Below are 23,703 nucleotides of genomic sequence, written 5' to 3' on the forward strand. Positions count from 1 at the left end.
GTTCGCTTTCGGGTCGGCTTCGAATCCGGGGCAGTCACACGGGACTCGAGGGGTGCCGCAGCACCACGGGCGGCAATCCTGTTCGCACGCAATCCATGCAAGGCATTTCGGGTTCCGCTGCTCGTCGTGTTCACTTCGCGCATGGCCGCAGATACAGATCGGGTTGTCGTCGGTCATGCGGCCAACTCGGAAACGTTGAACAGCCAGCGCAGTGCAGCGATGGCCTGTTGTGGGCACACGCTGTTGCCGATGATGCGCAGCTGCGCGTTACTGGAGATCTCAATGTCGGTGACCCATCCGAGGGGGTAGCCGATCATCCACTCCGGGAATGCCGGGTTGAGTCGCTGATTTCCGTTGCGGCTCAACTGGGTCGGTGCTGGCGCGGGGCGGAGGATTGATTCCCAGCGCTGGATCGCGGGTGCGTACTTGCCCCACTGACCGTCGAGCCGAATGACCCGCGTCTCGACGTCGTCCATGCGCTCAGCACGGGTAAGCGGATTGGGTCCTCCATCACCGTCTGACCTTCGCGGCGTCGGTAGCAGTGCGGTCGGTAGGTCATCGCCACCCGCGCGGTTCGGGTTGCTGCCCTTGTAGTCCCGCGCGGCGGGGGTTGGCAATAACTCCCCACCTGTGGCCATCAGTCCGTGCTCCACGAGGATTGCCAGATCCGTAACCTTCTTCCGGCCTGGCTTCTTGCGCAGATGCTCCGCCGGGGTGTTGCCGCTCTGCTGAGCAAGCGGTGTTGGCAGTAGCAATGGCAAGTCGGTGAGTGGGACGCTTCGCTTCGCGCCCGATGACCTCACACCGCCGGTTACGTTCGCCGAACGGCCGCCGCTACCGTCTGAGGCGCCTGGCGTCGGTAGCAGTTCGCGCACCGTGCCCGGCAGTGTTGACTGGTGCCCATCAGAGTTGTACCTACCGCCACCATTGCCGTCTGCTGCCGATGGCGTCGGGAGAAGGTCTACAGGTCCAGGTGCGCCCCAAGGACTTCCGGTAGATTGCCGTTCCCCTGCTCCACATGCTTCCGGGCCGCAGGTGCCACCATCGACCCGTGAGAGTCCATCGCCCTCGGAGTGGGTAGCAGCTGGCACACCGCCGATGGCAGCATGAGGTCGCCTGACGAACCCCGCTGATTCGGCCCGCCCTTCGTGCCGTCGGTCGCCCGTGGCGTGGGCAGTAATGAAGATCCGTTTGCGTCGGTGCGGGGCCCCGACTTCGGCAGCTGATACAAGATCCCATTGCGTGTCATACCCGAGCGTGGCCAACGTTCCAACAACGACGGCGATTGCTCGCTGAACAAGTCGTCGGTGTACGGACTTGAATCGAGCCACCGCCCGCTTGCGGAGTCGAGACGCGCGAGCGGCCTCGAATTTCTTACGGGTCCGATACTGCCCATCCCACCATCCCTCTCGCTTTGCGCGTTCGATCTTGCTGTCGATCAATCTGCATATCCGGTTCCAGCGCGACCGTTCATCGTCCGCTGCAATGACTTCCGGGGGCCACGGCTCACCGTCGGCGGTCAGTAGCCCCTCGACGTTCTCGATCGCGACCAGCGCCGGGCGTAGGGCCTCGATGGCGCGAGCCATTTCCGCCCATAGTCCCGATCGGGTGCCGCCAGCCAGCCCGGCGCGACGGCCCGCGGCCGATACGTCCTGGCATGGGAACCCGCCGCACAGCACGTCCACCGGCTCGACCTGTGACCAGTCGACGGCGGTGATGTCGCCGAGGTTCGGCACGCCAGGCCAATGGACGGCGAGCACTTTCGATGCATCCGGGTCGGCCTCGCAATGCCATACGGTGCGACCCCCGGTGACGTGCTCGACGGCCAGGTCTAAACCGCCGGCGCCGGAGAACAGGGAGCCGATTCGGGGTGTCGGCATCACACGCCCGCCTCGTCGATGGCGCGGACAGTCGCACACGGCGCAAAGTCGTTGCACGCATTGCAGCGCCGTGGAGGGCATTCGCACGGCGTGTGGATCTCCCGAACCGCCCTGAGTGCCTGGGCTTGTCGTTGGGCGAGTTGCTTGGTCGCCAGCACCTTGTCGGCCGCGCCCAGGATCCCCAGCACCGCGCCCCGATCGATCGCGCCGAGAATGTCGATAGGTTCACCGAGCGCCATGGTCAGTACCCACTGATCTGGTGTTCGATGGCCCGCACGTCACGGTCGAGCTCGATGGCGTAAAGCTGTGCGGTGTCCAACGCCGCGAACGCTTTACCTTCCGCAGGCAGCGCCAGCATCGACATACCGTCATGGCCGACGCCCTGCAGGATCCACTCGCGGCCGACGCTCTGGACGGTGTACGTGCCGCGTAACCCGACAGCGACCAGCGCACCGAGGATCTCGCTGTGACCAACCCAGTTCAACGAAGGCTTCACAGGCACAGCGCCACCACCCGGATATCGACGCCGGCTGTCTCCCCCAACTCAGCGATCCGCTTGTACCCGCACAGACTGACCACCTGCGAGTCGTCGACGAAACACACAGCTGTGAGGGCGTCGAGGATCGCGCGTTCCAGCTTGTCCACGTCGGGCCTTTTCGTGGCCGCCGGGGTGCGGGACTTGGGTGTTGACTTCGGCCTGGGGAGAACGAAGTTCAGCACCACCGACACGGCGCCATCGAACAACGCCCGCCCATCCATGGCCTGGTATGCGGCTAGAGCGACCCGTTCCCGCCACGGACCCAGTTCCTTGCACGACTCGACGAGGACACCGCGGCCGACGTGCTTCTTGCTGCCCTGCGGCGCTGGCTTGCCCGGGACGAAGAACCGGACGTCCTGGGCGTCGGCCAGCGGCAGCATTGGCGTGGTCACTCCGCACCGGCATTAAGTTTGTCGGCCGCGTCGGAGATGACCTTGCCCCACTCTCCCTGCGGGTTGGACACCGACACTGTGATCCCGTTGGCCGCCATCTCCTTCAGCGCCGCAGCGAGCTCCGCGTCGCTGCCTAACACCGGCTCGATGGTGGGTTCGTCCGACGCATCCCCTGGCACCGGCGTCGTCGGAACCGCGGCCCCAAGCCACGTGTCACCGATCTGCACCACCTGCAGGCGCCTCACTGGCGACCGGAAGAACCGCATCGGCATCCCGCGGCCCCGCGCGACTGCTACGAGCGGCGCAAGCACTATGGCCGACCACATCGTCAGCGGAGTTTCTTCATAATCGTCGATCGGCTGAGTCGCCCCCGTGAGCATCCGATGCACACCGTTGATCGGGAACTTCGACTCGTGATGAGCGTGGAACTGGAACTCGGTGTCCGAGTCGAACAACGTCGGTGTCTCCGACAAGGTCACCGTCCACCCGGGGTGCTCGTCCGTCTTCGCGTCCTCCGGAGGCTCCGCCATCGCCATGTCGATATCGACGGTGTGTTCCTTGCTCTTCTTCTTCAACGACTCGCAGATCGCCTTGACGGTTTTCACCGACTCAACGGGCCACACCGCGGCCGTGAGTCGCCCGTCAGCGGGAATCCACGTGTGCCCCAACACGTACTTGGTGGTTGAGGTGGCGCACAGCAGATCCACGTCACCCGGTTCATCCTTGTAGGGGGCGCGGTGAGTGGCCAGGTGCACTCCGCCGACGGTGTTGCTGGCGGTTTGCAGCGCATCGCCGAGGATGTCGATCAGGGCCGAGGTTGAGACCGTGATGCTCACTTGCCCGCCTCCAATGCTGCAGCAGTGAACACAGACCGCAGGTGCTTGAGGCCGAGCAGCTTGAGCTCGTTAGCGGTCACAACGTCGCCGGTCGCTGACTTGAGCACCTGCAACAAAGCCTTGGTCTCGACCGCCTCGGCAGGGGTCAGCAGACCATCGGGTGAGGTGACTTTGTTGCGGATGTCGTAGTGGTCGGGGTCCCTGTAGAAACGATTCGAAAATGCGTACTCACCGCCGTTGAGGTTGCACATATCGTCGTAGCGGATGGGACCAGATCGCTTGAGCAGCTTGGTCAAACCGTCGCGAAGCGTGAGCGCTCGCTCCCGGGTCACCACGATCTGCCTCTCGGCATGCTCAGCCTTGAACTTGGCGATCTCAGCCTCGCGGGTCTTGCCAGCGTTGTCGTGGGCGGCCAGTGCCGACTCGGCGACCTTGATCAACTGGAGGCGGTTGAATGTGACGGACATGGTGGTTGGTTCCTTTCCGAGGATGGGTTATCTGTTTGTGGTGCTACTGGTTTCAGCGCTGACGCAGCTCGTGCTGAAGGACTTGGATGACCATGGAGGCTTCCTGGCGGGTGAGCTCCTTGGACGAGGCGAGATCGGGCCGCGCCGTCTCGAAAGCCAGGAACTCGTGGGACTTTTCGCGGTCGCGGCCGGTCTCCTTGAGCAGGCCCCACAGCTTCCCGAGCTGCTTCGGCGTGATCATTGGCTCTGCGGGCAATGCGGGCGCGCTCACGACTTGCCGGCGTCCGTATAGTCCGGATGCTGCCCAGTCATGTGGCGGCCCAGGTTCGCGAAAGACCGGTTGCAACAGGGGCATACACCCTTCGCGATGCGATTGCGGGTCTTCGTCAACTTGCCCTTGGTCACCGCGTGCGCTGCCTTCGCTGCCCGCAGATCCTCGTCACGATTGGCGATCTGCCGTTCGAGAATCGCGACCGCGGCCTTCGCCTGCTCGGTCTCGTTCTTCTGCGGGTAGTAGCGGCTGTGACCATTCGGGCAGTACCACGTCTTGTGATCCTTCTTGCGCTGACGGACAAATTCGTCGTTGAGCGCGAACGGAACTCCGCAGCCCTCGTTGCCGCAGTGAATGACGGTGTAAGTGTCGACCGAGGTAAACGTGGCGCTCACTGCTTCACGTCCTCGTTGAACAAGTCGATCAACGACTGCGCCTGCGACTCAGTCAGATCCTGATCCCGGCTGACCTGCGCCTGGGTAGCCGACAGCACGTAGTCGAACCAGCCGGAATCGTCACCGTCATAGGCCTGCTCGGTACGGATCTTCGCGAGCCGGGCCACCTGCTCCTCGGTGGCCATCTGAATCACAGTCGACTCTCCGTCAACCACTTTCGGCTCAGCCGGATTCGATGCCGCCGTATCGCCGGGGCCGTCGATCGCGGGCTGGCCGGTGGCCACCACCTCGCCATCCACATAGTTCGGCTTCACGTCCACCAGATCCGCGCCGACCTCAGTACGCACCGACCCGTCATGATGAACCGCCTGATTGAACTCCGGCGACAACGGCATCCACTTCGACAGCTGTTTGAGCGCAGTCTTTTTCGCCATAGCTTCCCAGTCAGTAACCCACGGACCATTACCGGACGCCCGGGATCGCTTGCGGATCTTCTCCACCTCAGCGACAGTCATCACCACAAAGTTGCTGGCGCCGTCCTTGAGCTTCACGAGGGCGTACACCCAGATCACCGGGCCGGGATCCTCTGCGCGAGAACGCTTGTGCTTCAGATACGCGTCCAGGCCCTCTTCGAAATCGAACTCGTCAGCCTCGTGCACCACCTGCGCCTTGACCGTGGCCACCTGACCAGACCTGTACGCCAGATCCACCAGGCCGCGATACCCCGGGATGAACGTGACCTCACGCCCATAGGGCACGAGGTAGGCATGACCCAGCGGCCCCGGCTCCAAACCGAGCTGCGAGCACGTCATCAGCGCCCCAAGGAACGACTCCGGAGTGCATTGGGCCAGCTTCGGTGTCTGCCTTAGCACCGTCACGGCAATACGCGCCATACGATCCGGGTTCATATGGCGCGGCAACGCCCGAGCAATCTCCGGTTTCATCCGCTCGATCAACTGAGTCAGCGTCGGTGGTTTCTGCTCCGCCTTCGCAACATCGGTCTTGGTCACTGGTACATCCCTTCCAATTCGGCGATAAGGTGTTCTGCTTCTTGCTGATCCACTGCGGCGTCAATCTGGCGGGCGATCCACCCGGGCAGACTGATGGTCACGACGTCATCGCTGTATCCCGGCCACACACCGCGCTCCACGCAGTCCGCGTAGAGCCGGATCGCCTCGCGGTTGAGCCGCTGGCCCTCCCCGATGGCCTGGTCGTCGTACTCCACGACAGTCACCACGAACGGTGGTTCCTTCTCCTGCACCACGAACCGGAACCGCGGATTCTCCGCGACATCGAGCGCGATGGCCAGATCCCGGTACCAGGCCGCCTGCATGAAGTAGGACAGCGTCCAGAACTTGCGGACCAGCTCGGTCGGGTTGGCAGTGGTGGACGTCTTGTAGTCGTCGATATCGCCATTGGTTTCGAGCCAGTCGACCCGGCCACGCAGCCGCATACCCGTCTCCGGATCGGTGTGGTACAGCGCGATTTCGGCAGCACCGTCGTAGAACAGCGGGCCCGCCGTGTGGTGCTCGGACACCTTGGCCGCCATCGCCTCGGCCTTGGCGTGATCCGCCAGCGAGATCGGAGTTTGACCGTTCTTGCGCGCCTCGGCCGCTGCGGCCTTCCACAGAGCTGTCGAGGTCGGTTTCTCGGAGAGCTTCCCGTCCTTCGTCAAGCCGTGCACTGCGGGGTCCAGGACCACGAACTCAGCCCCCTTGCCGAGAACCAGGTGGTGAGCGACGTGCCCGAAGTCCCATTCCTTCTTGGGCTTCCGCTCGTTGTCCATGGCCCACCGGAACTTCTCCGGGCACGACGGAGGCAGTAGCAGTTTCGCCCCCGACACCGACAGACTGCCCCGGTCCGCGTGGTACTGGTCTTCCGGCACATCGGGATAGACGCCATCCGCTGCCGCGATTTCGGTCATCGGTCGTGCCTCATTTCGTCTCGGGCGTCGTTACGGTCGCCGGTCAGCCCGATCGCCGCGCGGTGCTCGTCGACAGCAGCGGCCCGCTCGCTCTCGGTCATCGCGTGAGTGGCCGCACGCCACTCCTCGGCCTCGAACTCGTAAGCCATCAATTCACCCCTCCGGACCTCGTGACCGCCGCACGGAGATCCATTGCAAGTTCCGGGAATTCGGCTTCACACGCCTCGGCGTAGGCCAGCAGAGCGACCCGTGCATACCGATCGGTGGCGTACCGGAGGATGAAGAACGGATCGAACACCTGGTATCGGTGCTCGCCGTCATCGCCCACGCGGAACAGTTCGTATTTGCGGTATAGGCCGCGCTGTTCGTCGGGGTCTACTGAGCTCACCGGATCACCCCTGTCTCTTCGACTTGGACCCGGAATCCCCACACCAAGATCGCTGCAGCGCACAGGATTGCCGCGACAGCGAACAGGCCGATCCAGAACATGACCAGCGAGATCCACGCCACCACGCCCAACACCCAGGCTGCGATCGCCAGCACCCGCGTCACGGCGCGCCACAGATCTGAAGGTCCGCCACAGAGAGCCGGAACCTGGTGGCGCGGTGTTGTCCTCGGTATTTGCGGCCCCTGGTTTCCCGGATCGTCGGCAGCGAGGCAGTGGTGCCATCAAGAATCCTGCGGTGACGAGCCCCGCTCACACTCACCGACTCCTGCAGAGCAGCGGCGGCAACCGTCGCGTCGAAATCGGCCGGCGTCCAAACCGGCTGCAGCATCATCACCCCGACACCGCCAACGCTTCGATGTCGCGCTTCGCCAACTCGCGCGCCCGATTCAGCAGATCACCGACGAATTCCAGCCAGGCCTGCGCGTCCTCAATGGTGTTCAGCACCGGATATGGCGGTCCGGGGTCGGGCATGTTCTGCGCGATGTACACCACGGCCAGATGCCAGTAGGTTTCGCCTTCCCGGCGTGCGTCATGGTGCTCTATCGCCATTGCGAGAGTGCCGATCTCATCGACCGCACGGATCTCCCGCAACCCATCTACTCCGGTCTTGGTAACGAGTTGCATCACCGGACGACCACCGTTCCGGCAGGCAGCCAGCCCGGCTCGTCGCCCAGCACGTTGTCGTCGAACACCAAGTACCGCTCGTAAGTCTGGGTGGACTCCGACCGGTAGTAGCCCTCACTGCGGGTGCACGAGTAGTAACCGCAATAGGTACTCCCCCGCACCCAACCCGCCGACGTCCAGATCCGGCGCTCCCGAATCCAGCTGCCATCTGGGCGTTTCGGGCCGTCGCAGATGGTGCGCAGCTGCGACCCGAACAACCCCCAGCTGGTGGTTTCGCAACCGACCTCCGGCGCGGCGTGAGCGCGCTGGGCGTACCCCACCGCGGTCATCGCGAGCACCGCGCCCGCGAGCATCCCGACGAACAACCGCCGGACCACCACCCGACGCTTGCCCTCGCGGGTAGACTCCTGACTTGGCATTGGGTTCCTCTCTCCGTTGTGATCCATTGCCTGGCCCCGCTGTTCCAGCAGCGGGGCTTACTTCTTGGTGATGCGGTAATCAGCCAGCAGATCGCGGGCGATCTCGAAATCGGTTGCAGCGGTGCTCATACCTCGGTGCGCACAGCTCGATCGGATGGCGGAGATGCGGTCGGCCAGTCCTTCGCGTGCGTTCGCACAATCGGCCGTGACGGGTGAATGGTCGTCGGAGTGGAACCACATCTGCAGCGATCCCGGACGATCACGCTCGGAGTACATTTCGCGCCCACATCCGCAGACCGTGGGGCAATTGCAATCCGGGCAATGAACCTCGGCGTCAACGATGGTGTGTTGGCGCGCCATCTCAGCCAACACTTCGGGCGGCGCCGTCGCGATAAACTCCTCCAGACCAATGAACTCGTCCGGCCCCTCACCCTCCAGAAACTCGCTGGCCTCCGACTCCGAGAAGCCGCTGCGCTGATCAGCCAACCGCTGGCATACCGTCGCGCCGGAAGCCGCTGCACCACGCAGGAACTCAGCAGCCAACCCGAACACGATCCCCAGCGCGCTCTCGGCAGCGATCACAAGGTCACCGACCGAGCGCACTCCCGCGTCCGCAGATCCGCCACTTCGTCGGACAGATCCGCGACCCGCTCCCGCAGCTCGTCACACTCATCACGCGCCACGCACTCCGCGTCGGCGTAGTGCTTGATCTCCGTCGTCAACGCATCGACCGCAGCGCCCGTCTGCTGCAACAGCTCAGCCAGGTTCGTGATTGCGGCGCGGTCACCGTCATCGCGCGCGCTGCTGAGGTACCTGGTGATCAGGTAGGACAGCTCGCGGGCGTGCTTCTTCGAATCCGGCTCGTCGTCCAAGTTCCGCGCCAGCCGGTCACGGTCAGCCGTGATGCGGTCGAGCTCTGCCAGCGCGGCGGGGTACGACATAGGGCTCTCGGACGTGACCTGAGCAGGTGTGAGGATAGGTTGAGACATGCCAGCCCTCCTTGGGTTGGTCGCAGTGGCCCCGACGGCCGGGTGGTTTCTTGGCGGGAATGGCCCGCCGTCGGGGTTTTCAGTTGTGGTGCAGTGGGATTCAGGTCTGATGCTTGGCGACCAGACGGGCGATGGCCTCGGCACCAGCGGCGGTGATTTTGAGGGTGTGCATCACTTCGGACGCGCGGAATCGCGGCGCTTCATGGGTCTCGACCCGCCGGAAATAGCGCTTCTTGTCAGCCTTCTCCGAGTAGCGGCGCCGCTCGACCTTCTTGCACTTGGCCTCCGACCAACGCGAATCCGTCTGCACGAAGATCCAGTCGTGCTCAACCAGCAGCTCACGGAGCCGCTTCTCGGTGATGTTGTTGGTCGACGCCACCGTGGAGAACGACAGGAGATCGGTGTCGGTGACGTACGTGTCGACATAGGACACCTTCGGAGCATCGATGGCGCGCGCCGAGTCGAGCTGGTGAATGCGAACCTCGCGGGCCTCGAGCATCTTCTGCGACTCGATGAGTGCGGCGGCGATGAGCTCGGGACCGGCAAGCGCGGGGACGGCGCGGCGGCGTAGCTCCCAGAACTCGCGGACAAGCCGCTTCTTGAAATCGCGCACGACCGCGCTGTTGCGCATGTAGGTGAGCAGGAGGGTGGCGTGCTCCTCGGTGAGGACGGCGACCTCGCGGTGCTGGACGCCACCCGCAGTCTCAAAGGGTCGCATTTCAAATGCGACCCTTTCGAACTCGCTGAAGTCGTCCAGGTTGTTGCGGATGAGCTGGAGCACTGCACGGTGCTCGTTACCGGTGCCCTCGGCGATCGCCACTGACGTGGTGGTTGGGGTGCCGTCCTGAACGGTCACCAACACCGGCGTGCTCACGACGCGACCTCGGCGAGCAGCTCGTCGACCTCGGACTGTCGATACCTACGGTGATTGGTCGGCGTTCGTAGCGATCGAATTCGACCGGCCTTCTCCCAGCGTTTCAGGGTGTCGGTCGAGATGCCGAGTGTGGCCGCCGCTTCACCGACGCTGAGCATCTTCCCCGAAAATGAAGCATGCTTGCTTTGCATGAGGCATATGCAAGCATGCTTTGCGATCGAGTGTCAAGCATGTAATTACATGTATTTACATGCGTTTGCCCTATTGCTATGGTTTGCATGGGTATGCCACACTTTGACCATGACTGCTGACATGTCGTATGTGGTCCCGCAATGGACCTTTGGAGATAGAGTCCGGAAGGCTCGTGGCCTCGCCGGAATGGATCAGCGAGAGTTCGCAACGCTCATCAACGTGAAACCGGGAACCTTGGCCCAGTGGGAATCGGACCGGGCGCGCCCTCGCGACATTGTTGCCGTGGCTAAGCGGATCGAACTCGCTGTGCGAGTTCATGCGAGTTGGGTACTCGGCATCGACGACGGCCTTACGCCCGACGGCGGCCCAGGCGGGACGCAGGAGTCGCCCACCAATCCCTAAATATGCTCTTAGACTTCCTATTAAGGCCAGGGAGAGGAAGGTAAAAGGTGACTGTCGGGACGACGCCGCTAGCGCACCCGTCGACCGAACCTGTCGGCGCGACGACTACCGTCGTACCAGCTCATCCGTGGTGGTGGTTCCTGAAGTCCACCCCCGGCAAGATTCTGATACTCGGTATCGCCCTCGCCGCCGCCGGAGTGCTCTCCGCGGTCGCCACCTCCGCGAGCGTGCAGAACCGGCAGCTCGCCCTGAGTACAGTGCTCAACCACACCGAACCGTTGGCCTACTCGGCCGGACAGCTGTACAGCACGCTGTCGGTCGCCGATGCTGCGGCGGCTACCGCCTTCATCGCCGGAGCCGAACCGCAGGGCGTTCGGGAACGCTATGAGCAGGCAATCACCGATGCCTCGACCGCGCTCGTCGCAGCCTCCAGCGGGCTTACCGACAGGCCGATGCAAGAACTACTGAGCCGGATCAACGCCGAACTGTCGGTCTACACCGGATTGATCGAGACCGCACGCACCAACAACAGGGCAAGTAATCCCGTCGGCGCCTCGTATCTGAGTGAGGCGTCCGCGCTGATGCAACGGACCATCCTCCCGGACGCGCAGCGTCTCTACGAGGAGACGTCCAACCGCGTCGACCAGGAGACGAATGCATCGACTCGGGTGCCCTTCCCGGTGATCCTCATCGTGTTGGGCACCATGATCGGCGGGGCCTTCGCTCATCGCTGGTTGTCCAAGAAGACCCGACGCATGATCAATCCCGGCATGCTCGCCGGCGGCGCCGCCTTACTGCTTATGGTGGTTTGGGTGAGTATCGCGCTGGCCGTCTCCGCCTCGCTGGGTATCGACGCGCGCAACGGCGGCGCCTACTCCTTGAAAACCATCACCCAACTGGTCATCTCGGCCCAACAGGCCCGCGCCGACGAGACCCTCGCGCTCATCCGCCGCGGTGACGAGAGCATCCGCAAGAAGTCCTACTACGAACGTATCGACGAGATGGAACAAAAGATCGGCGAGTACCTGTCGAATCCGAACGCCATCGCCCGCACGGATCTGGAGACGGCGCAGCAGCTGCTCACCAGGTGGCGGCAGGCGGACGACCGGATCAATGCCTACATCGCCGTCGGCAACTACCAGGCCGCCACCCAGGTGGCACTGGGCAGCAGCGAAACGGATTCGACGCCGGCCTTCGACAGTCTCGACGCGGCGTTGCGCAACGGCGTGCAGGACAGCCGACGCCAACTTCGGTCGGGGGTGCACAACGCCGAACGCGCCTTGACCTTGTCGTCCGCGGGAGCGTTGATCCTTACGGTGAGTGGCGCGATATGCGTTGGAGTCGGCTTGTGGCCAAGACTGAGCGAGTACCGATGATGGGCGCCCGGACACGTACGTGCCACCGGCTCGGCGCGCTGGCGGTCATCGCGGCCGTGCTGGCCGGATGCTCGACGACGGAGAACTCCACCCCGTTGCCACAGCTGACGGTGCCGAGACCGAGCCCCGCCGAAATGACCGAACAGGAACCCACCCGCGCGCTCCTGAACAAGGTGGACACCTCATGCGACCCCATGGCGAGCCTGCGGCCCACCAACGACAGGGCCGCCAATGACGATGCGGTCGCGGCGATCCGCAAGCGGGGCCGCCTTGTGGTCGGGCTGGACATCGGGAGCAATCTGTTCAGCTTCCGCGACCCGATCACCGGTGAGCTGACGGGATTCGACGTCGATATCGCCGGGGAGGTTTCCCGCGATATCTTCGGCACCCCCGACCGGGTCGAGTACCGGATTCTGTCCTCGGCGGATCGCATCGCCGCATTGAAGAATTCGACGGTCGACATCGTCGTCAAGACCATGACCATCACCTGCGCGCGGCGCAAGGAGGTCAACTTCTCGACCGTCTATCTGATGAACTACCAACGGATTTTGACAGCCCGCGATTCGGGCATCACCAATGCGCAAGACCTCTCCGGCAGACGAGTGTGCGCCGCACGCGGCACCACCTCACTGAACCGCCTCTCGGAGATCACCCCGCCCCCGGTCATCATCTCGGTGGTGACATGGGCTGATTGCCTTGTGGCACTGCAACAGCGGCAGGTCGACGCGGTGAGCACGGACGACTCGATTCTCGCCGGCCTGATGTCCCAGGATCCGTATCTGCACATCATCGGGCCAAACATGAGCGATGAGCCCTACGGCATCGGCATCAAGCTGGAGAACACAGATCTGGTCCGGTTCGTCAATCGCACTCTGGAACGCATCCGGCGCGATGGAACATGGAATGCCTTGTACCGCAAGTGGTTGAGCGTGCTCGGGCCCGCGCCCGCACCTCCGAGCGCAAAGTACCGGGACTGATGAGCGAAGAACCGGACGACCTCGACGACCTCGATAATCGGGCCGACGATCCCTCCGCGGACGAGTGCCCGGGCACCCGGCCCGCCTCCCTCGCCGATTTGGACGTCGACTCCGCCTCCACTATGCGGCCCATGTCGACACAGGCCGTGTTCCGCCCTCAGGCAGCCACCCAGCCCACCACTCAATCCATCACACAGCCGGAGGTCCGCGCCACCACCACCCGGATGCGGCTCTCCCCCACCCGACGGCTCGGCGGCGGACTGGTCGAGATCCCGCGCGTTCCGGAAATTGATCCGCTAAGAGCGTTGATGACCAATCCGGTGGTCGAGGAGTCCAAACGATTCTGCTGGAACTGCGGTAAGCCGGTCGGGCGTTCGACAGAAGACGGCCCTGCCCGGAGTGAGGGAACCTGCCCCGCCTGCGGCTCCGCCTTCTCTTTTCTGCCACAACTGAATCCGGGCGACGTGATCGCCGGACAGTACGCCATAAAGGGCTGCATCGCCCATGGCGGTCTCGGCTGGATCTATCTTGCGGTGGACCGCAACGTCAACGACCGACCGGTGGTGCTCAAGGGTCTGGTGCACTCGGGCGACGCCGAGGCACAGAACATCGCGATGGCCGAGCGACGATTCCTCTCCGAGGTGGCGCATCCCTCGATCGTGAAGATCTTCAACTTCGTCGAGCATCCGGACCAGCATGGAAACCCGGTCGGGTACATCGTGATGGAGTACGTCGGCGGCACCTCGCTCAAGCAACCCAAGGGCAGCGCCCTTCCCGTCGCACAGGCCATCGCCTACATGCTCGAAATCCTTCCCGCACTGGGCTTCCTACATTCGGTCGGACTCACCTACAACGATCTCAAACCCGAGAACATCATGGTCACCGAGGAGCAACTCAAGCTCATCGACCTTGGCGCGGTGGCCGCCGTCAACGCCTACGGCAATCTGTACGGAACACCCGGCTACCAGGCACCCGAGGTCACGAAGACCGGCCCCACGATCGCCTCGGATATCTACACGGTGGGACGGACTCTCGCGGTACTGACCTTGAGAATGCCCACCCGCAAGGGCCGATACAAGGACGGGTTGCCGAGCGAGGACCCCGTGCTCGGCAAATACGACTCGTACCACCGGTTCTTGCGCCGCGCCATCGACCCCGATCCCACCGCGAGATTCGGTAGTGCCGAGGAGATGGCCACCCAGCTGGTGGGCGTGCTCCGTGAGGTGGTGGCGCAGGACTCAGGCACTCCACGTCCGGGTATGTCCACCCTCTTCAGTCCGTCCCGGTCGACGTTCGGGGTTGACCTGTTGGTGGCGCATACCGACGTGTACGTCGACGGGCTCGCCCATCCGCCGAGCCTGACGGCTCCGGATATCGTGACGGCCCTTCAGGTCCCGCTTCTCGATCCCACCGATGTGGGAGCCGCGATCCTACAGGCGACCGTACTGAGCCAGCCGATACAGACCCTCGAATCACTGAAGGCCGCCCGACTGGGCCGGATCGATGCCGACGGCGTGGATCTGACCGAATCCATGGAACTACCGCTGATGGAGGCCCGGGCGCTCCTCGATTTGGGTGATGTCGCCAAGGCCAACAGCAAGCTCGACCAGCTCGAAGACCGGGTGGGCACACCGTGGCGGCTGACCTGGTACCGCGGCATGGCGGCACTCCTCAATGGCGACTACGACCAGGCCACAAAGCATTTCACTGCCGTTCTGGATGTCCTGCCCGGTGAGATCGCCCCGAAGATGGCACTGGCCTCGACCGCCGAACTTGCCGGTGATGAGAAAAACCTCGACTTCTACCGCACCGTATGGTCCACGGACAACAGCGTCATCTCCGCCGGATATGGGCTGGCCCGTACCCTGGCCGCACGCGGGGAACGCGCAGAGGCCGTGCGCATGCTCGATAACGTGCCACCCACCTCAAGGCATTTCACCACCGCACGCCTCACCAGCGCCGTCACGCTACTGTCCGGTCGCACGCTCTCGGAGGTCACCGAAGACGATATCCGCGAGGCGGCCCGCAGAGTCGAGGCGCTCCCCGAGGCGGAACCCCGTGTGCTGCAGATTAGGGCGCTGGTGCTCGGCACGGCGCTGGACTGGATCAAGACCAATTATTCGACAGGACATCACATCCTTGGTGTTCCGTTTACCAAACGCGGCCTACGCCAAGGGGTTGAGACGAGCCTGCGAGCGCTGGCCCGCCGAGCCACCGAGCGCACACATCGCTATGCGCTGATCGATCTGGCCAATGCCACGCGCCCGCCTTCACTGCTCTAGCGCGGCACCCACTGCTGCCCTGGCGATGGCCAGTTCCTCATTGGTCGGCACCACCAGCACCGTCACCCGTGATTCGTCGGTGGAGATACGCCGAATCTCGCCGGAGCGTAATAGGTTTCGATCCGCATCTATCTCTATACCGAACACTTCCAGCCCGGCCATGGCATCGGCACGCAGCACCGCGTCGTTCTCCCCCACTCCGGCGGTGAATGAGATGGCGTCGGCGCCACCCAGCGTCGCAATATAGGCACCGATGTACTTGCGAAGCCGGTGTACGTACACGTCGTAGGCAAGCTTCGCCGCAGCATCTCCAGCCTCGATCAGGCGGTGCACCTCGCGAAAGTCGTTGGCACCGCATAGTCCGAGCATGCCGGAGCGTCGATTGAACACGCCGTCGATCTCGTCGATGCTCATGCCGTGGCGCGCCAGGTGGAACACGATGCCTGCGTCGATATCACCGGTGCGGGTGCCCATCACCAGGCCCTCCAGCGGAGTGAGCCCCATCGAGGTTTCCACGGCGCTTCCACCACGAATGGCCGATGCCGACGCACCGTTACCCAGATGCAGCACAATCTGATTGACATCGGCGTACCCGCGGCCCAAGAAGACGGCTGCCTGTTGGGAAACATACTGATGCGAGGTGCCGTGGAATCCGTAGCGCCGCACACCATATCGTTCCGCCACGTCGCGATCGAGCGCATAGGTGGCCGCGGCAGGCGGCAGACTGTGGAAGAACGCTGTATCGAACACTGCCACCTGTGGCACATCGGGGAGCAGGCGCCGGGCAACCTCAATGCCCTGCACTCCTGCCGGGTTGTGCAAAGGCGCCAATGAGGACAGCTCGGCGATCTGCGCCACCACCGCGTCATCGAGCACCGTCGGTTGATAGAACCGTTGCCCGCCATGCACCACGCGGTGACCGACCACGACGACGTCGTCGGTGTCGATGGAGCCGAACACCAGCCGCAGCGCTTCTTCATGATCGCGGACCGGCTCCTCGCCGATGCGCTCGACGAGGCCGTGAGCATCCACCCGGCCCGAATCCGGCTCGATAACTTGGTATTTCACCGAGGACGAGCCGCAGTTGAGAACCAGAACTGCACTCATCGGGTCAGGTCCTGGGCCTGAATCGCGGTGATAGCCACGGTGTTCACGATGTCCTCCACTAACGCCCCGCGGGAAAGGTCATTGATCGGCTTGCGTAATCCCTGCAGGACGGGTCCGATGGCGATGGCACCGGCGCTGCGTTGCACCGCTTTGTAGGTGTTGTTCCCGGTGTTGAGGTCGGGGAAGATCAGCACCGTCGCGCGTCCGGCGACAACGGAATCGGGCATCTTGGTGGCTGCCACCGAGGGCTCGACCGCCGCGTCGTACTGGATGGGCCCTTCCACCAATAGTTCGGGCTGCCTGGTACGGACCAGTTCCGTTGCGATGCGGACCTTTTCGACCTCGGCTCCGCTGCCCGACGATCCGGTCGAATAGGACAGCATCGCGATACGGGGATCGATGCCGAACTGTGCGGCAGTCCGCGCCGAGGAGATGGCGATATCGGCCAGCTGTTCGGACGTGGGATCGGGCACGATGGCGCAATCCCCGTACGCCAGTACCCGATCGGCTAAGCACATCAGGAAGATGCTGGATACCGTAGAAACATCCGGGTTGGTCTTGATGATCTCGAAGGCCGGGCGCACCGTGTGTGCGGTGGTGTGGGCCGCACCCGAGACCATGCCGTCAACGATGTCGTTGTACACCATCATGGTTCCGAAGTACGAGACATTGCGCATGATCTCGCGCGCTCGATCGGCCGTCATCCCCTTGTGCTTGCGCAGCTCGAAGTATTGGCCCGCGAACTGCTCGGCGAGCTCACTAGACTTGGGATTGACGACAACGGCGTTCGAGATATCGACACCCAGTTCGGCAGCCCGCGCGCGGATTTCGGCCTCTTCGCCCAGGATGGTCAGATCGGCAACCCGACGCTGGAGCAGTCGCCCCGCCGCCTTGAGAATCCTGTCGTCATCTCCCTCGGGGAGCACGATGCGCTTGCGGTTATCACGTGCCCGGTCCAGGAGTTGGTACTCGAACATCTGCGGGGTGGTGACCGAAGGTATCGGAATAGCGAGCTGCGCAATGAGTTCAGCCCCATCGACGCACTGGTCCATCAGCGCGAGCGCGGTATCGATCTTGCGGGCCGAGGCAACCGTCACCCGGCCGCGGGAATGCGCGGCAGCACTTGCCGTCTCGAAGGTGCTCGAATCCGTCGCGATGATCGGCAGCCGCAGGCCGAGTCCGTCGACCAGGTCCTCGATCCGCGGATGCAGCTTAAGCCCACCATTGAGAATGACGGCGGATAGCGACGGAAACCCCTCCGCCACATGTGCGCTCGCCACCGCCAACAGCACATCTGACCGATCGGCAGGGAAGATGATCGCCTGCCCCTCCTCCAGACGCTCCAGGACATGCTCGGCAGTCATTCCCGCCACCATGAAACTCGTGGCCTCGCGAGACAGCAGCGCCTCGTCGCCGCTGACCAATGAGCCGTCAACGGCCTTCATGAGTTCCTCGACCGATGGCGCGACCAGCAACGGCACCTCGGGCAGCACCCAGGCGGGCTTGCCGAATCGCGCGAGAGCCTCGCTCACCTTGTCCAGCTGATCCGGGTTGCACCGATTGGCGATGATCGCGGCGGTGTGCGCACGCTGCGCTTTGAGCTCCCCGAGACAGAGCTCGGCGACGGCAGCCACCTCCTCGGGGCTCCGATCGAATCCCTTGATGGTCAACAGAACCGGCGCACCCAGGTTGACGGCGATACGGGCGTTGGTGCTCAATTCGCTGGGGCTGGCGACATCGGTGTAGTCACTGCCGACGATGACCACCGCGTCACAACGCTCCGCGACCGCGTGGTACCTGTCGACGATCTCCGCGATCGCCGCGTCCGGATCCTGGTGCACATCGTGGTACGAGACGCCAAGACAGTCCTCATACGCGAGGTCGGCGGTGCTCTGCTCCAGCAGCAGTTCCAGGATGTAGTCCACGCTTTCCCCGGACCGCGCGATGGGGCGGAAGACACCCACGCGTGCCACCGATGCGGCCAGCCGATGCAACACACCTAATGCGACAGTGGACTTTCCGGTATCGCCTTCGGGTGAGGCGATGTAGATACTTGAGGCCTTGGGCTCTGTCATGCGCGCCTTTCTACGCCAGGGAATCGCAGCGTGAGGATCTTGAACGGTCGCAGCGTCAGCCGAATCTCGTTGCCATCAATGCTGACACCTGCTGGCGCGTCGATCGGACGCTCCAGCAGGTCGGTGACGATCGCCCGTTGGTGGTCGAAGTTCGTGAGGAGTTTTGCATCGGCCCGTCCGCCCCGCGACTCGTAGAGCCGCACGATGACGTCTCCCGAGCCATCGAGGGCCAACTTCACCGATTCCACCACAATGGCCGGATTATCGAGGCTGACAAGCGGTTCGATGCTCTCCAACCCGCCGTTGACGACCCTCGGGTCGAGGTTGCGCCGGTATCCCTCTTCGACGGCGTCACCGATCAGCGCGCCCGGACGCACCGCGAACCTCAGCTGATGACGTCCCTGGTCGCAGTCGGGGTCCGGAAAAAGTGGCGCTCGTAGCAGCGACATCCGCACTAAGGTGGTGGACCCGCGCCGGCTGATGTCGTGCCCATAGGTCGAATCGTTGGCCACCGCCACCCCGTACCCGGATTCACCCACATGCACCCACCTGTGTGCGCAGATCTCGAACTTGGCTTCATCCCACGAGGTGTTGGCGTGCGTGGGCCGATACACGTGGCCGAACTGGGTTTCCGATGCCGACCGGTCGGCCTGCACATCGAAGGGGAACGCCAACTTGAGCAACTTCTCGGATTCGTGCCAGTCGATATCGATCTCAATGTCCAGCGCAGGCGATCCGTCCCGCAGCGTGATCCGTTGCACAAGATGCGAATTGCCGAATGCCCGCTCGATGACCAGCGCATCGCCGGCTACGGCGACCGATTCCGCCGACGTCAGGTTGGTGACGGTGTTCCGATAGAACCCATCGATATCCCAGGCATCCCATTGGTTCGGTGTATCGCGATGCAATTGCATCAGATTTCCGGGGCCGACCATGGCCTCGCGCCCACTGGCAGCGTCGATGAGCGAGACCAACAGGCCGTCGGCGTCGAACGCGGCGGAGAGAATGCCGTTGTCCAGCCGGAACCCTCCCGAGACTGTTGTGGGAGTGACCGACCGCGGCTGCTCGGCGACAGCCGCGCCCAGTGCGGGTACCCCGTCGCGATCGTGGGGGGCGGCGTTGAAGACCAGTGCCCGGTCTCCGGTTCCTGCCAACGCCCGAGTCGCTGATTCGATGATGGCGCCAAGCCTTTTCGCGATGGCGGCATAGTTTCGCTCGGCGTCCCTGTGGACCCAGGCGATGGAGCTACCGGGCAAGATGTCGTGGAACTGCTGCAGCAGCACCAATTCCCAGATCTCCTGCAGCTCCTTATGCGGGTATTCGAAGCCCACGCGCACGGCGGCCGTCGCCGCCCACAGTTCGGCCTCACGCAGCAGATGCTCGCTGCGGCGGTTTCCCTGCTTCGTGTTCGCCTGAGAGGTGTAGGTGCCGCGGTGCAGCTCGAGGTACAGCTCACCGGACCAGCGCGGCGGGTTGACGTATTCGGCTTGGGCGGCTGCGAAAAACTCTGCCGGGGTGCCCAAGGTTACCGTCGGCGATCCCTCCAGGGATCGCTTTCGCTTTGCGTAAGCGAGCATTTCACGGGTGGGGCCACCGCCGCCATCCCCATAGCCGAAGGGCACCAGCGACATCGTGCCCGCACCGGAGTCGCGGTAGTTGCGTTGAGCGTGGGCGAGGTCTCCGCCGCCGAGGTCGGAGTTGTAGGTGTCGACGGGCGGGAAATGCGTGAACACCCCGGTGCCGTCGATCCCTTCCCAAATGAAGGTGTGGTGTGGCATCGGGTTGACAGAATTCCACGAAATCTTCTGTGTAAGAAAATATTCCGATCCAGAAGCGGTCACGATCTGAGGCATCGCCGCGGAGTAGCCGAACGAATCGGGTAGCCACACCTCCGGGGTGTCGATTCCGAACTCGTCCAGGAAGAATTGCTTGCCTGCCACGAACTGGCGCGCCATCGCCTCTCCGCCGGGCATGTTCGTGTCGGCCTCGACCCACATGCCTCCTACCGGAATAAACTGTCCCGCAGCGACTTTCTCCTTGATACGGGCGAAGAGGGTGGGGTACTTGTCCCTGATCCAGGCGTATTGCTGCGCCGAGGAACAGGCGAACCGGAAGTCCGGATGCCGGTCCATCAGATCGACCATGTTGGAGAAGGTGCGCGCACACTTGCGGACTGTCTCCCGGACCGGCCACAACCAGGCCGAGTCGATGTGCGCATGCCCGACAGCCGTGATCCGGTGGGCGCTGGCATATGCGGGTCGCGACAGTACCTCGGCAAGTTCGGCACGTCCGGCGGCCGCGGTGCCCGCGAGGTCATCGGGATCCACCGTGTCCAACATGCGTTCCAGGGCACGCAGAATCTCGTGTCGGCGCGGCAGATCCTCGGGGAGCGTGTGCATCAGGCCGTCCAAGGTGGCGATGTCCTGCTGCAGCCCCCACAGGTTCAGGTCCCGCAGCGCGAGATCGATACCCCCCAACCGATAGAGCGCCTCGTCTCCAGAGGTGGCCTTGTCCCCCAACGGCATCGGCGACCAGAAGTGTTTACCGATATCGGGGTTGGCGGCGGCCTCGATATAGAGGTCCACCGGCGCATCCAGATCGTCGATCGGCACGAAGGCGTTGCGCGGGGCGATCCCCTTCACCACCGTGCCGTCGGGCCGGTACACCAGCCCCTCGGCGTTGAAGCCCGGGCCTCCGGTGAAGCCGAGTTCCACTCTCATCTCGGGGGCGCCGTCAGAACGACCGCGCCATTGTTCGGGAACGGTTCCCGTCACATGCAGCCACATGGTCGACCATGGCGGCCCCCACGGCGTCCCGGGATCGATCTCGCTGAATTGGTGCTCCACCGCTTCGGTGAAGGGCACGGGCTCTCCGGGCACAGCCCACGCGGTCACCGTCAGCGGAACCGCGTCCACGTAGATGGCACCGTTCAGCCGCTTGTCAACGAAGCGCCGAATGCGGTCCTCGACAATGCGTCGGTCGTCATGCATGGCCTGACCCTACCGACTGACTGACCTTGCTCAGGCGCTCTCACCGAGACGAACCGTCACCGTCACGCGACCGTTGTCGTCGCGCTTCGCGATACCGTATCCGGGCACGTCAACCCCATTCAGCTGAAGCTGCAGCGGCTGCCCTTCGCCGAGGAAATTGCGCCACCACGTCTTGGTGTCTGGGATTCCGACCCAGATCACGATGTCGTCGCCCGAGCGCCAGTAGTTCACCGGCGTGCTGAAAATCTGTCCGGATCGGCGGCCGGTGTAGGTGACGACGGTGAAGTACCGACCCGCCAGGCTGCGCAGCCCCGGCACGTTCAGCGCTATCACCGGCACGGTGTTCACCGCGTCGACGAAACGCCGCAGCAGGCTCATCTGTGCCTCCGGGTCTTCGCGCTAGCGCTCATCCCAGCTTCCGCAAGCGGGGTTCGAGATCGTTCTTGAAGAGCTCCAGGAATCGCTTCTGATCGTGCCCGGGAGAATGGAACACCAGGTGGTTCAGGCCCCAACCGACGTAGTCGGCAACCTTCTCGACGGCCTCGTCGGGATCGGAGGCGACGATCCAGCGCTTGGCGACCTGCTCGATGGGCAGCTCGTCGGCGGCCCGCTCCATCTCTATCGGGTCGTGGATGCTGTGCTTCTGCTCGGGGGTCAGCGACAGCGGCGCCCAGAAGCGGGTGTTCTCCAGCGCCTTCTCCGGGTCCGGGTCGTAGGAGATCTTGATCTCGATCATCCGGTCGATATCGTCGAATGTGCGCTCGGCAGCCGCCGCGCCCTCCTTGACCGCGGGGATGAGCTTGTCCTTGTACAGCTCTTCGCCCTTACCGGAGGTACAGATGAAGCCATCGCCGGTGCGGCCCGCGTACTTGGCGACGACAGCACCGCCCGCGGCGATGTAGACGGGGATGCCGTCCTCGGGCACGTCGTAGATGGCGGCACCCTTGGTGCGGTAGTACTCGCCCTCGAAGTCCACGCGCTCACCAGTCCACAGCTCGCGCATCAGCCGTACCGACTCGCGCAGCCGCGCGAACCGCTCCTTAAACTCCGGCCACTCGCCGATGAACCCGGTGGCGATCTCATTGAGCGCCTCGCCGGTACCGACACCCAGGAAGATGCGGCCCGGATACAGGCAGCCCATGGTGGCGAAGGCCTGTGCGGTGACGGCCGGGTTGTACCGGAACGTCGGGGTGAGCACCGAGGTGCCGAGCTGCAGACGCTGGGTGCGCTCACCGACGGCGGTCATCCAGGCCAGCGAGAACGGGGCGTGGCCACCGTTGTAGCGCCACGGCTGGAAGTGATCGCTCACGGTGGCGCTGTCGAAACCGTGAGACTCGGTGGCAACGGCCAACTCCACGAGCTCACGCGGCGCGAACTGCTCTGCCGATGCCTTGTATCCCAGTTTCAGTTCGCGTGCCACAGGCGCTTCTCCCATTGACTAGTCGGATCTCCAACCACCCTAACCACACCCCGGATAGTCTCCATTCCATGGTCGAGATCACCCAGGTCAGCGACGCCGTGCATGTGGTCAACGGGGAAGCGGTGAACTGGGTGATCGCGTCGGACGGCTCCGGTGTCACTCTCTTCGATTCCGGCTATCCGGGAGATCGTGACGACGTACTGAAATCCATTGCGGCGCTCGGACATAAACCGCAAGACGTGCGGGCGGTGGTGCTCACACACGGGCACATCGACCACATGGGAACCGCGATCTGGTGGGCTGCCGAGCATAGGGTCCCCGTATACGCCCACAGCGCCGAGTTAGGCAATGTGCGGCGCGACTATGTCGACCAGGCTCAGCCGTTCAAGGTGGTGCTGAATCTGTGGCGCCCGGGATGGCTGCCGTGGGTTATCCACGCGATGCGTCTAGGGGCAGGGGTGCGCGACGGCATTTCGACGGCTGCGCCGATAGGCCCCGAGCTCGCGGAGCTGCCCGGTGCGCCGGTTCCCATCCCCACCCCCGGGCATTCCGGCGGTCACTGCTCGTTCCTGGTCGCCGGTCACGTGCTGGTGGTGGGCGATGCGATCATCACCGGGCACCCGATCGCGACACGTTCCGGGCCACAGCTGCTACCCACACCGTTTACCAAGGACATGGAGCAGGCGCGCCGCAGCGTCGAGGCCCTACCGGATGCCGTGGGGGATGCCAAGGTCGACGTGCTGGCCCCCGGTCACGGACCGGCGTGGACGGGATCACTGCGCGACGCCGTCCAGATCGCCCTCCGCGCCTAACGGCGAGACGGCA

The 23,703-nt window shown here is 63.9% G+C and carries 30 protein-coding genes; 5 read left to right on the forward strand and 25 right to left on the reverse strand.

Annotated features, from left to right (window positions below; translation table 11 throughout):
* Nucleotides 1-173: 173 nt before the first annotated feature.
* The 20 genes from AB0H22_RS05830 to AB0H22_RS05925 form a co-directional block, all read right to left on the reverse strand.
* Nucleotides 174-1,880 (reverse strand): DNA cytosine methyltransferase, encoded by a 1,707-nt coding sequence (locus tag AB0H22_RS05830; protein WP_358145391.1) that lies wholly within the window; start codon nt 1,878-1,880, stop codon nt 174-176.
* A complete protein-coding gene (locus AB0H22_RS05835; protein ID WP_358145393.1) occupies nt 1,880-2,119 on the reverse strand; it encodes a hypothetical protein in 240 nt (79 codons plus the stop codon). Before AB0H22_RS05835 ends, AB0H22_RS05830 begins: the two co-directional genes overlap by 1 nt.
* A 2-nt stretch (nt 2,120-2,121) precedes the next feature.
* Nucleotides 2,122-2,382 carry a hypothetical protein gene (locus tag AB0H22_RS05840; protein ID WP_358145395.1) on the reverse strand — a complete coding sequence of 87 codons (261 nt, stop codon included), beginning with the start codon at nt 2,380-2,382 and terminating at the stop codon, nt 2,122-2,124.
* A complete protein-coding gene (locus AB0H22_RS05845; protein ID WP_358145397.1) occupies nt 2,373-2,810 on the reverse strand; it encodes a RusA family crossover junction endodeoxyribonuclease in 438 nt (145 codons plus the stop codon). The genes AB0H22_RS05840 and AB0H22_RS05845 overlap by 10 nt, the downstream gene beginning before the upstream one ends.
* Nucleotides 2,807-3,646, reverse strand: a complete 840-nt coding sequence (locus AB0H22_RS05850) for a DNA translocase FtsK (protein WP_358145399.1) — start codon at nt 3,644-3,646, stop codon at nt 2,807-2,809. The genes AB0H22_RS05845 and AB0H22_RS05850 overlap by 4 nt, the downstream gene beginning before the upstream one ends.
* Nucleotides 3,643-4,113, reverse strand: coding sequence for a hypothetical protein (locus tag AB0H22_RS05855; protein ID WP_358145401.1), 471 nt, complete (start codon nt 4,111-4,113; stop codon nt 3,643-3,645). The genes AB0H22_RS05850 and AB0H22_RS05855 overlap by 4 nt, the downstream gene beginning before the upstream one ends.
* A 52-nt stretch (nt 4,114-4,165) precedes the next feature.
* On the reverse strand, nt 4,166-4,384 hold the full coding sequence (locus AB0H22_RS05860; RefSeq protein WP_358145403.1) for a hypothetical protein: 219 nt from the start codon (nt 4,382-4,384) through the stop codon (nt 4,166-4,168).
* The gene (locus tag AB0H22_RS05865) at nt 4,381-4,779 is read right to left on the reverse strand and encodes a hypothetical protein (protein WP_358145405.1); all 399 of its coding nucleotides are present in this window, start codon (nt 4,777-4,779) and stop codon (nt 4,381-4,383) included. The genes AB0H22_RS05860 and AB0H22_RS05865 overlap by 4 nt, the downstream gene beginning before the upstream one ends.
* Nucleotides 4,776-5,789, reverse strand: a complete 1,014-nt coding sequence (gene recT / locus AB0H22_RS05870; protein ID WP_358145407.1) for a recombination protein RecT — start codon at nt 5,787-5,789, stop codon at nt 4,776-4,778. The genes AB0H22_RS05865 and recT overlap by 4 nt, the downstream gene beginning before the upstream one ends.
* Complete coding sequence (locus tag AB0H22_RS05875; RefSeq protein ID WP_358145409.1) at nt 5,786-6,703, reverse strand: PD-(D/E)XK nuclease-like domain-containing protein; 918 nt, start codon at nt 6,701-6,703, stop codon at nt 5,786-5,788. Before AB0H22_RS05875 ends, recT begins: the two co-directional genes overlap by 4 nt.
* A complete protein-coding gene (locus tag AB0H22_RS05880; protein ID WP_358145411.1) occupies nt 6,700-6,852 on the reverse strand; it encodes a hypothetical protein in 153 nt (50 codons plus the stop codon). Before AB0H22_RS05880 ends, AB0H22_RS05875 begins: the two co-directional genes overlap by 4 nt.
* Nucleotides 6,852-7,091 (reverse strand): hypothetical protein, encoded by a 240-nt coding sequence (locus AB0H22_RS05885; protein ID WP_358145413.1) that lies wholly within the window; start codon nt 7,089-7,091, stop codon nt 6,852-6,854. The genes AB0H22_RS05880 and AB0H22_RS05885 overlap by 1 nt, the downstream gene beginning before the upstream one ends.
* Nucleotides 7,088-7,255, reverse strand: coding sequence for a hypothetical protein (locus tag AB0H22_RS05890; protein ID WP_358145416.1), 168 nt, complete (start codon nt 7,253-7,255; stop codon nt 7,088-7,090). Before AB0H22_RS05890 ends, AB0H22_RS05885 begins: the two co-directional genes overlap by 4 nt.
* Complete coding sequence (locus AB0H22_RS05895; RefSeq protein WP_358145418.1) at nt 7,252-7,482, reverse strand: hypothetical protein; 231 nt, start codon at nt 7,480-7,482, stop codon at nt 7,252-7,254. Before AB0H22_RS05895 ends, AB0H22_RS05890 begins: the two co-directional genes overlap by 4 nt.
* Nucleotides 7,482-7,778 carry a hypothetical protein gene (locus AB0H22_RS05900; RefSeq protein ID WP_358145420.1) on the reverse strand — a complete coding sequence of 99 codons (297 nt, stop codon included), beginning with the start codon at nt 7,776-7,778 and terminating at the stop codon, nt 7,482-7,484. The genes AB0H22_RS05895 and AB0H22_RS05900 overlap by 1 nt, the downstream gene beginning before the upstream one ends.
* The gene (locus AB0H22_RS05905) at nt 7,775-8,194 is read right to left on the reverse strand and encodes a hypothetical protein (RefSeq protein WP_358145422.1); all 420 of its coding nucleotides are present in this window, start codon (nt 8,192-8,194) and stop codon (nt 7,775-7,777) included. The genes AB0H22_RS05900 and AB0H22_RS05905 overlap by 4 nt, the downstream gene beginning before the upstream one ends.
* A gap of 57 nt (nt 8,195-8,251) precedes the next feature.
* Nucleotides 8,252-8,776 (reverse strand): hypothetical protein, encoded by a 525-nt coding sequence (locus tag AB0H22_RS05910; protein ID WP_358145424.1) that lies wholly within the window; start codon nt 8,774-8,776, stop codon nt 8,252-8,254.
* Entirely contained in the window at nt 8,773-9,183 is a 411-nt protein-coding gene (locus AB0H22_RS05915; protein WP_358145426.1) for a hypothetical protein, read from the reverse strand. Before AB0H22_RS05915 ends, AB0H22_RS05910 begins: the two co-directional genes overlap by 4 nt.
* 100 nt (nt 9,184-9,283) lie before the next feature.
* Complete coding sequence (locus AB0H22_RS05920; RefSeq protein WP_358145428.1) at nt 9,284-10,057, reverse strand: phage regulatory protein/antirepressor Ant; 774 nt, start codon at nt 10,055-10,057, stop codon at nt 9,284-9,286.
* On the reverse strand, nt 10,054-10,248 hold the full coding sequence (locus AB0H22_RS05925; RefSeq protein WP_358145430.1) for a helix-turn-helix domain-containing protein: 195 nt from the start codon (nt 10,246-10,248) through the stop codon (nt 10,054-10,056). The genes AB0H22_RS05920 and AB0H22_RS05925 overlap by 4 nt, the downstream gene beginning before the upstream one ends.
* A 109-nt stretch (nt 10,249-10,357) precedes the next feature.
* On the opposite strand from AB0H22_RS05925, the gene AB0H22_RS05930 reads away from it, so the two are divergent.
* From AB0H22_RS05930 to AB0H22_RS05945, 4 genes are read left to right on the forward strand one after another with little or no spacing between them, the layout of a single operon-like run.
* A complete protein-coding gene (locus tag AB0H22_RS05930) occupies nt 10,358-10,651 on the forward strand; it encodes a helix-turn-helix transcriptional regulator (RefSeq protein WP_358145432.1) in 294 nt (97 codons plus the stop codon).
* Nucleotides 10,652-10,698: 47 nt separating this feature from the next.
* Nucleotides 10,699-12,027 carry a hypothetical protein gene (locus tag AB0H22_RS05935; RefSeq protein WP_180749052.1) on the forward strand — a complete coding sequence of 443 codons (1,329 nt, stop codon included), beginning with the start codon at nt 10,699-10,701 and terminating at the stop codon, nt 12,025-12,027.
* Nucleotides 12,027-13,004 (forward strand): glutamate ABC transporter substrate-binding protein, encoded by a 978-nt coding sequence (locus AB0H22_RS05940; RefSeq protein WP_180749755.1) that lies wholly within the window; start codon nt 12,027-12,029, stop codon nt 13,002-13,004. Before AB0H22_RS05935 ends, AB0H22_RS05940 begins: the two co-directional genes overlap by 1 nt.
* Nucleotides 13,004-15,286 (forward strand): serine/threonine-protein kinase PknG, encoded by a 2,283-nt coding sequence (locus AB0H22_RS05945; RefSeq protein WP_358145434.1) that lies wholly within the window; start codon nt 13,004-13,006, stop codon nt 15,284-15,286. Before AB0H22_RS05940 ends, AB0H22_RS05945 begins: the two co-directional genes overlap by 1 nt.
* Here AB0H22_RS05945 and AB0H22_RS05950 read toward each other — a convergent pair.
* The 5 genes from AB0H22_RS05950 to fgd are packed head-to-tail and all read right to left on the reverse strand — an operon-like array spanning nt 15,275 to nt 22,878.
* Complete coding sequence (locus tag AB0H22_RS05950) at nt 15,275-16,393, reverse strand: acetate kinase (protein ID WP_358145436.1); 1,119 nt, start codon at nt 16,391-16,393, stop codon at nt 15,275-15,277. The two genes, AB0H22_RS05945 and AB0H22_RS05950, sit on opposite strands and share 12 nt — an antisense overlap.
* Nucleotides 16,390-18,468 (reverse strand): phosphate acetyltransferase, encoded by a 2,079-nt coding sequence (gene pta / locus AB0H22_RS05955; protein ID WP_180749055.1) that lies wholly within the window; start codon nt 18,466-18,468, stop codon nt 16,390-16,392. The genes AB0H22_RS05950 and pta overlap by 4 nt, the downstream gene beginning before the upstream one ends.
* Entirely contained in the window at nt 18,465-21,458 is a 2,994-nt protein-coding gene (locus AB0H22_RS05960) for a glycoside hydrolase family 38 C-terminal domain-containing protein (protein ID WP_358145438.1), read from the reverse strand. The genes pta and AB0H22_RS05960 overlap by 4 nt, the downstream gene beginning before the upstream one ends.
* A gap of 30 nt (nt 21,459-21,488) precedes the next feature.
* Nucleotides 21,489-21,836 carry a hypothetical protein gene (locus AB0H22_RS05965; RefSeq protein WP_180749057.1) on the reverse strand — a complete coding sequence of 116 codons (348 nt, stop codon included), beginning with the start codon at nt 21,834-21,836 and terminating at the stop codon, nt 21,489-21,491.
* A 28-nt stretch (nt 21,837-21,864) separates the two neighbouring features.
* Complete coding sequence (gene fgd / locus AB0H22_RS05970; protein WP_358145440.1) at nt 21,865-22,878, reverse strand: glucose-6-phosphate dehydrogenase (coenzyme-F420); 1,014 nt, start codon at nt 22,876-22,878, stop codon at nt 21,865-21,867.
* A gap of 68 nt (nt 22,879-22,946) precedes the next feature.
* Here fgd and AB0H22_RS05975 point away from each other — a divergent pair, with 68 nt between their 5' ends.
* On the forward strand, nt 22,947-23,690 hold the full coding sequence (locus AB0H22_RS05975) for an MBL fold metallo-hydrolase (protein ID WP_358145442.1): 744 nt from the start codon (nt 22,947-22,949) through the stop codon (nt 23,688-23,690).
* Nucleotides 23,691-23,703: the final 13 nt, after the last annotated feature.

This window comes from Mycobacterium sp. NPDC050853 (assembly GCF_040653875.1).
GTDB lineage: Bacteria > Actinomycetota > Actinomycetes > Mycobacteriales > Mycobacteriaceae > Mycobacterium.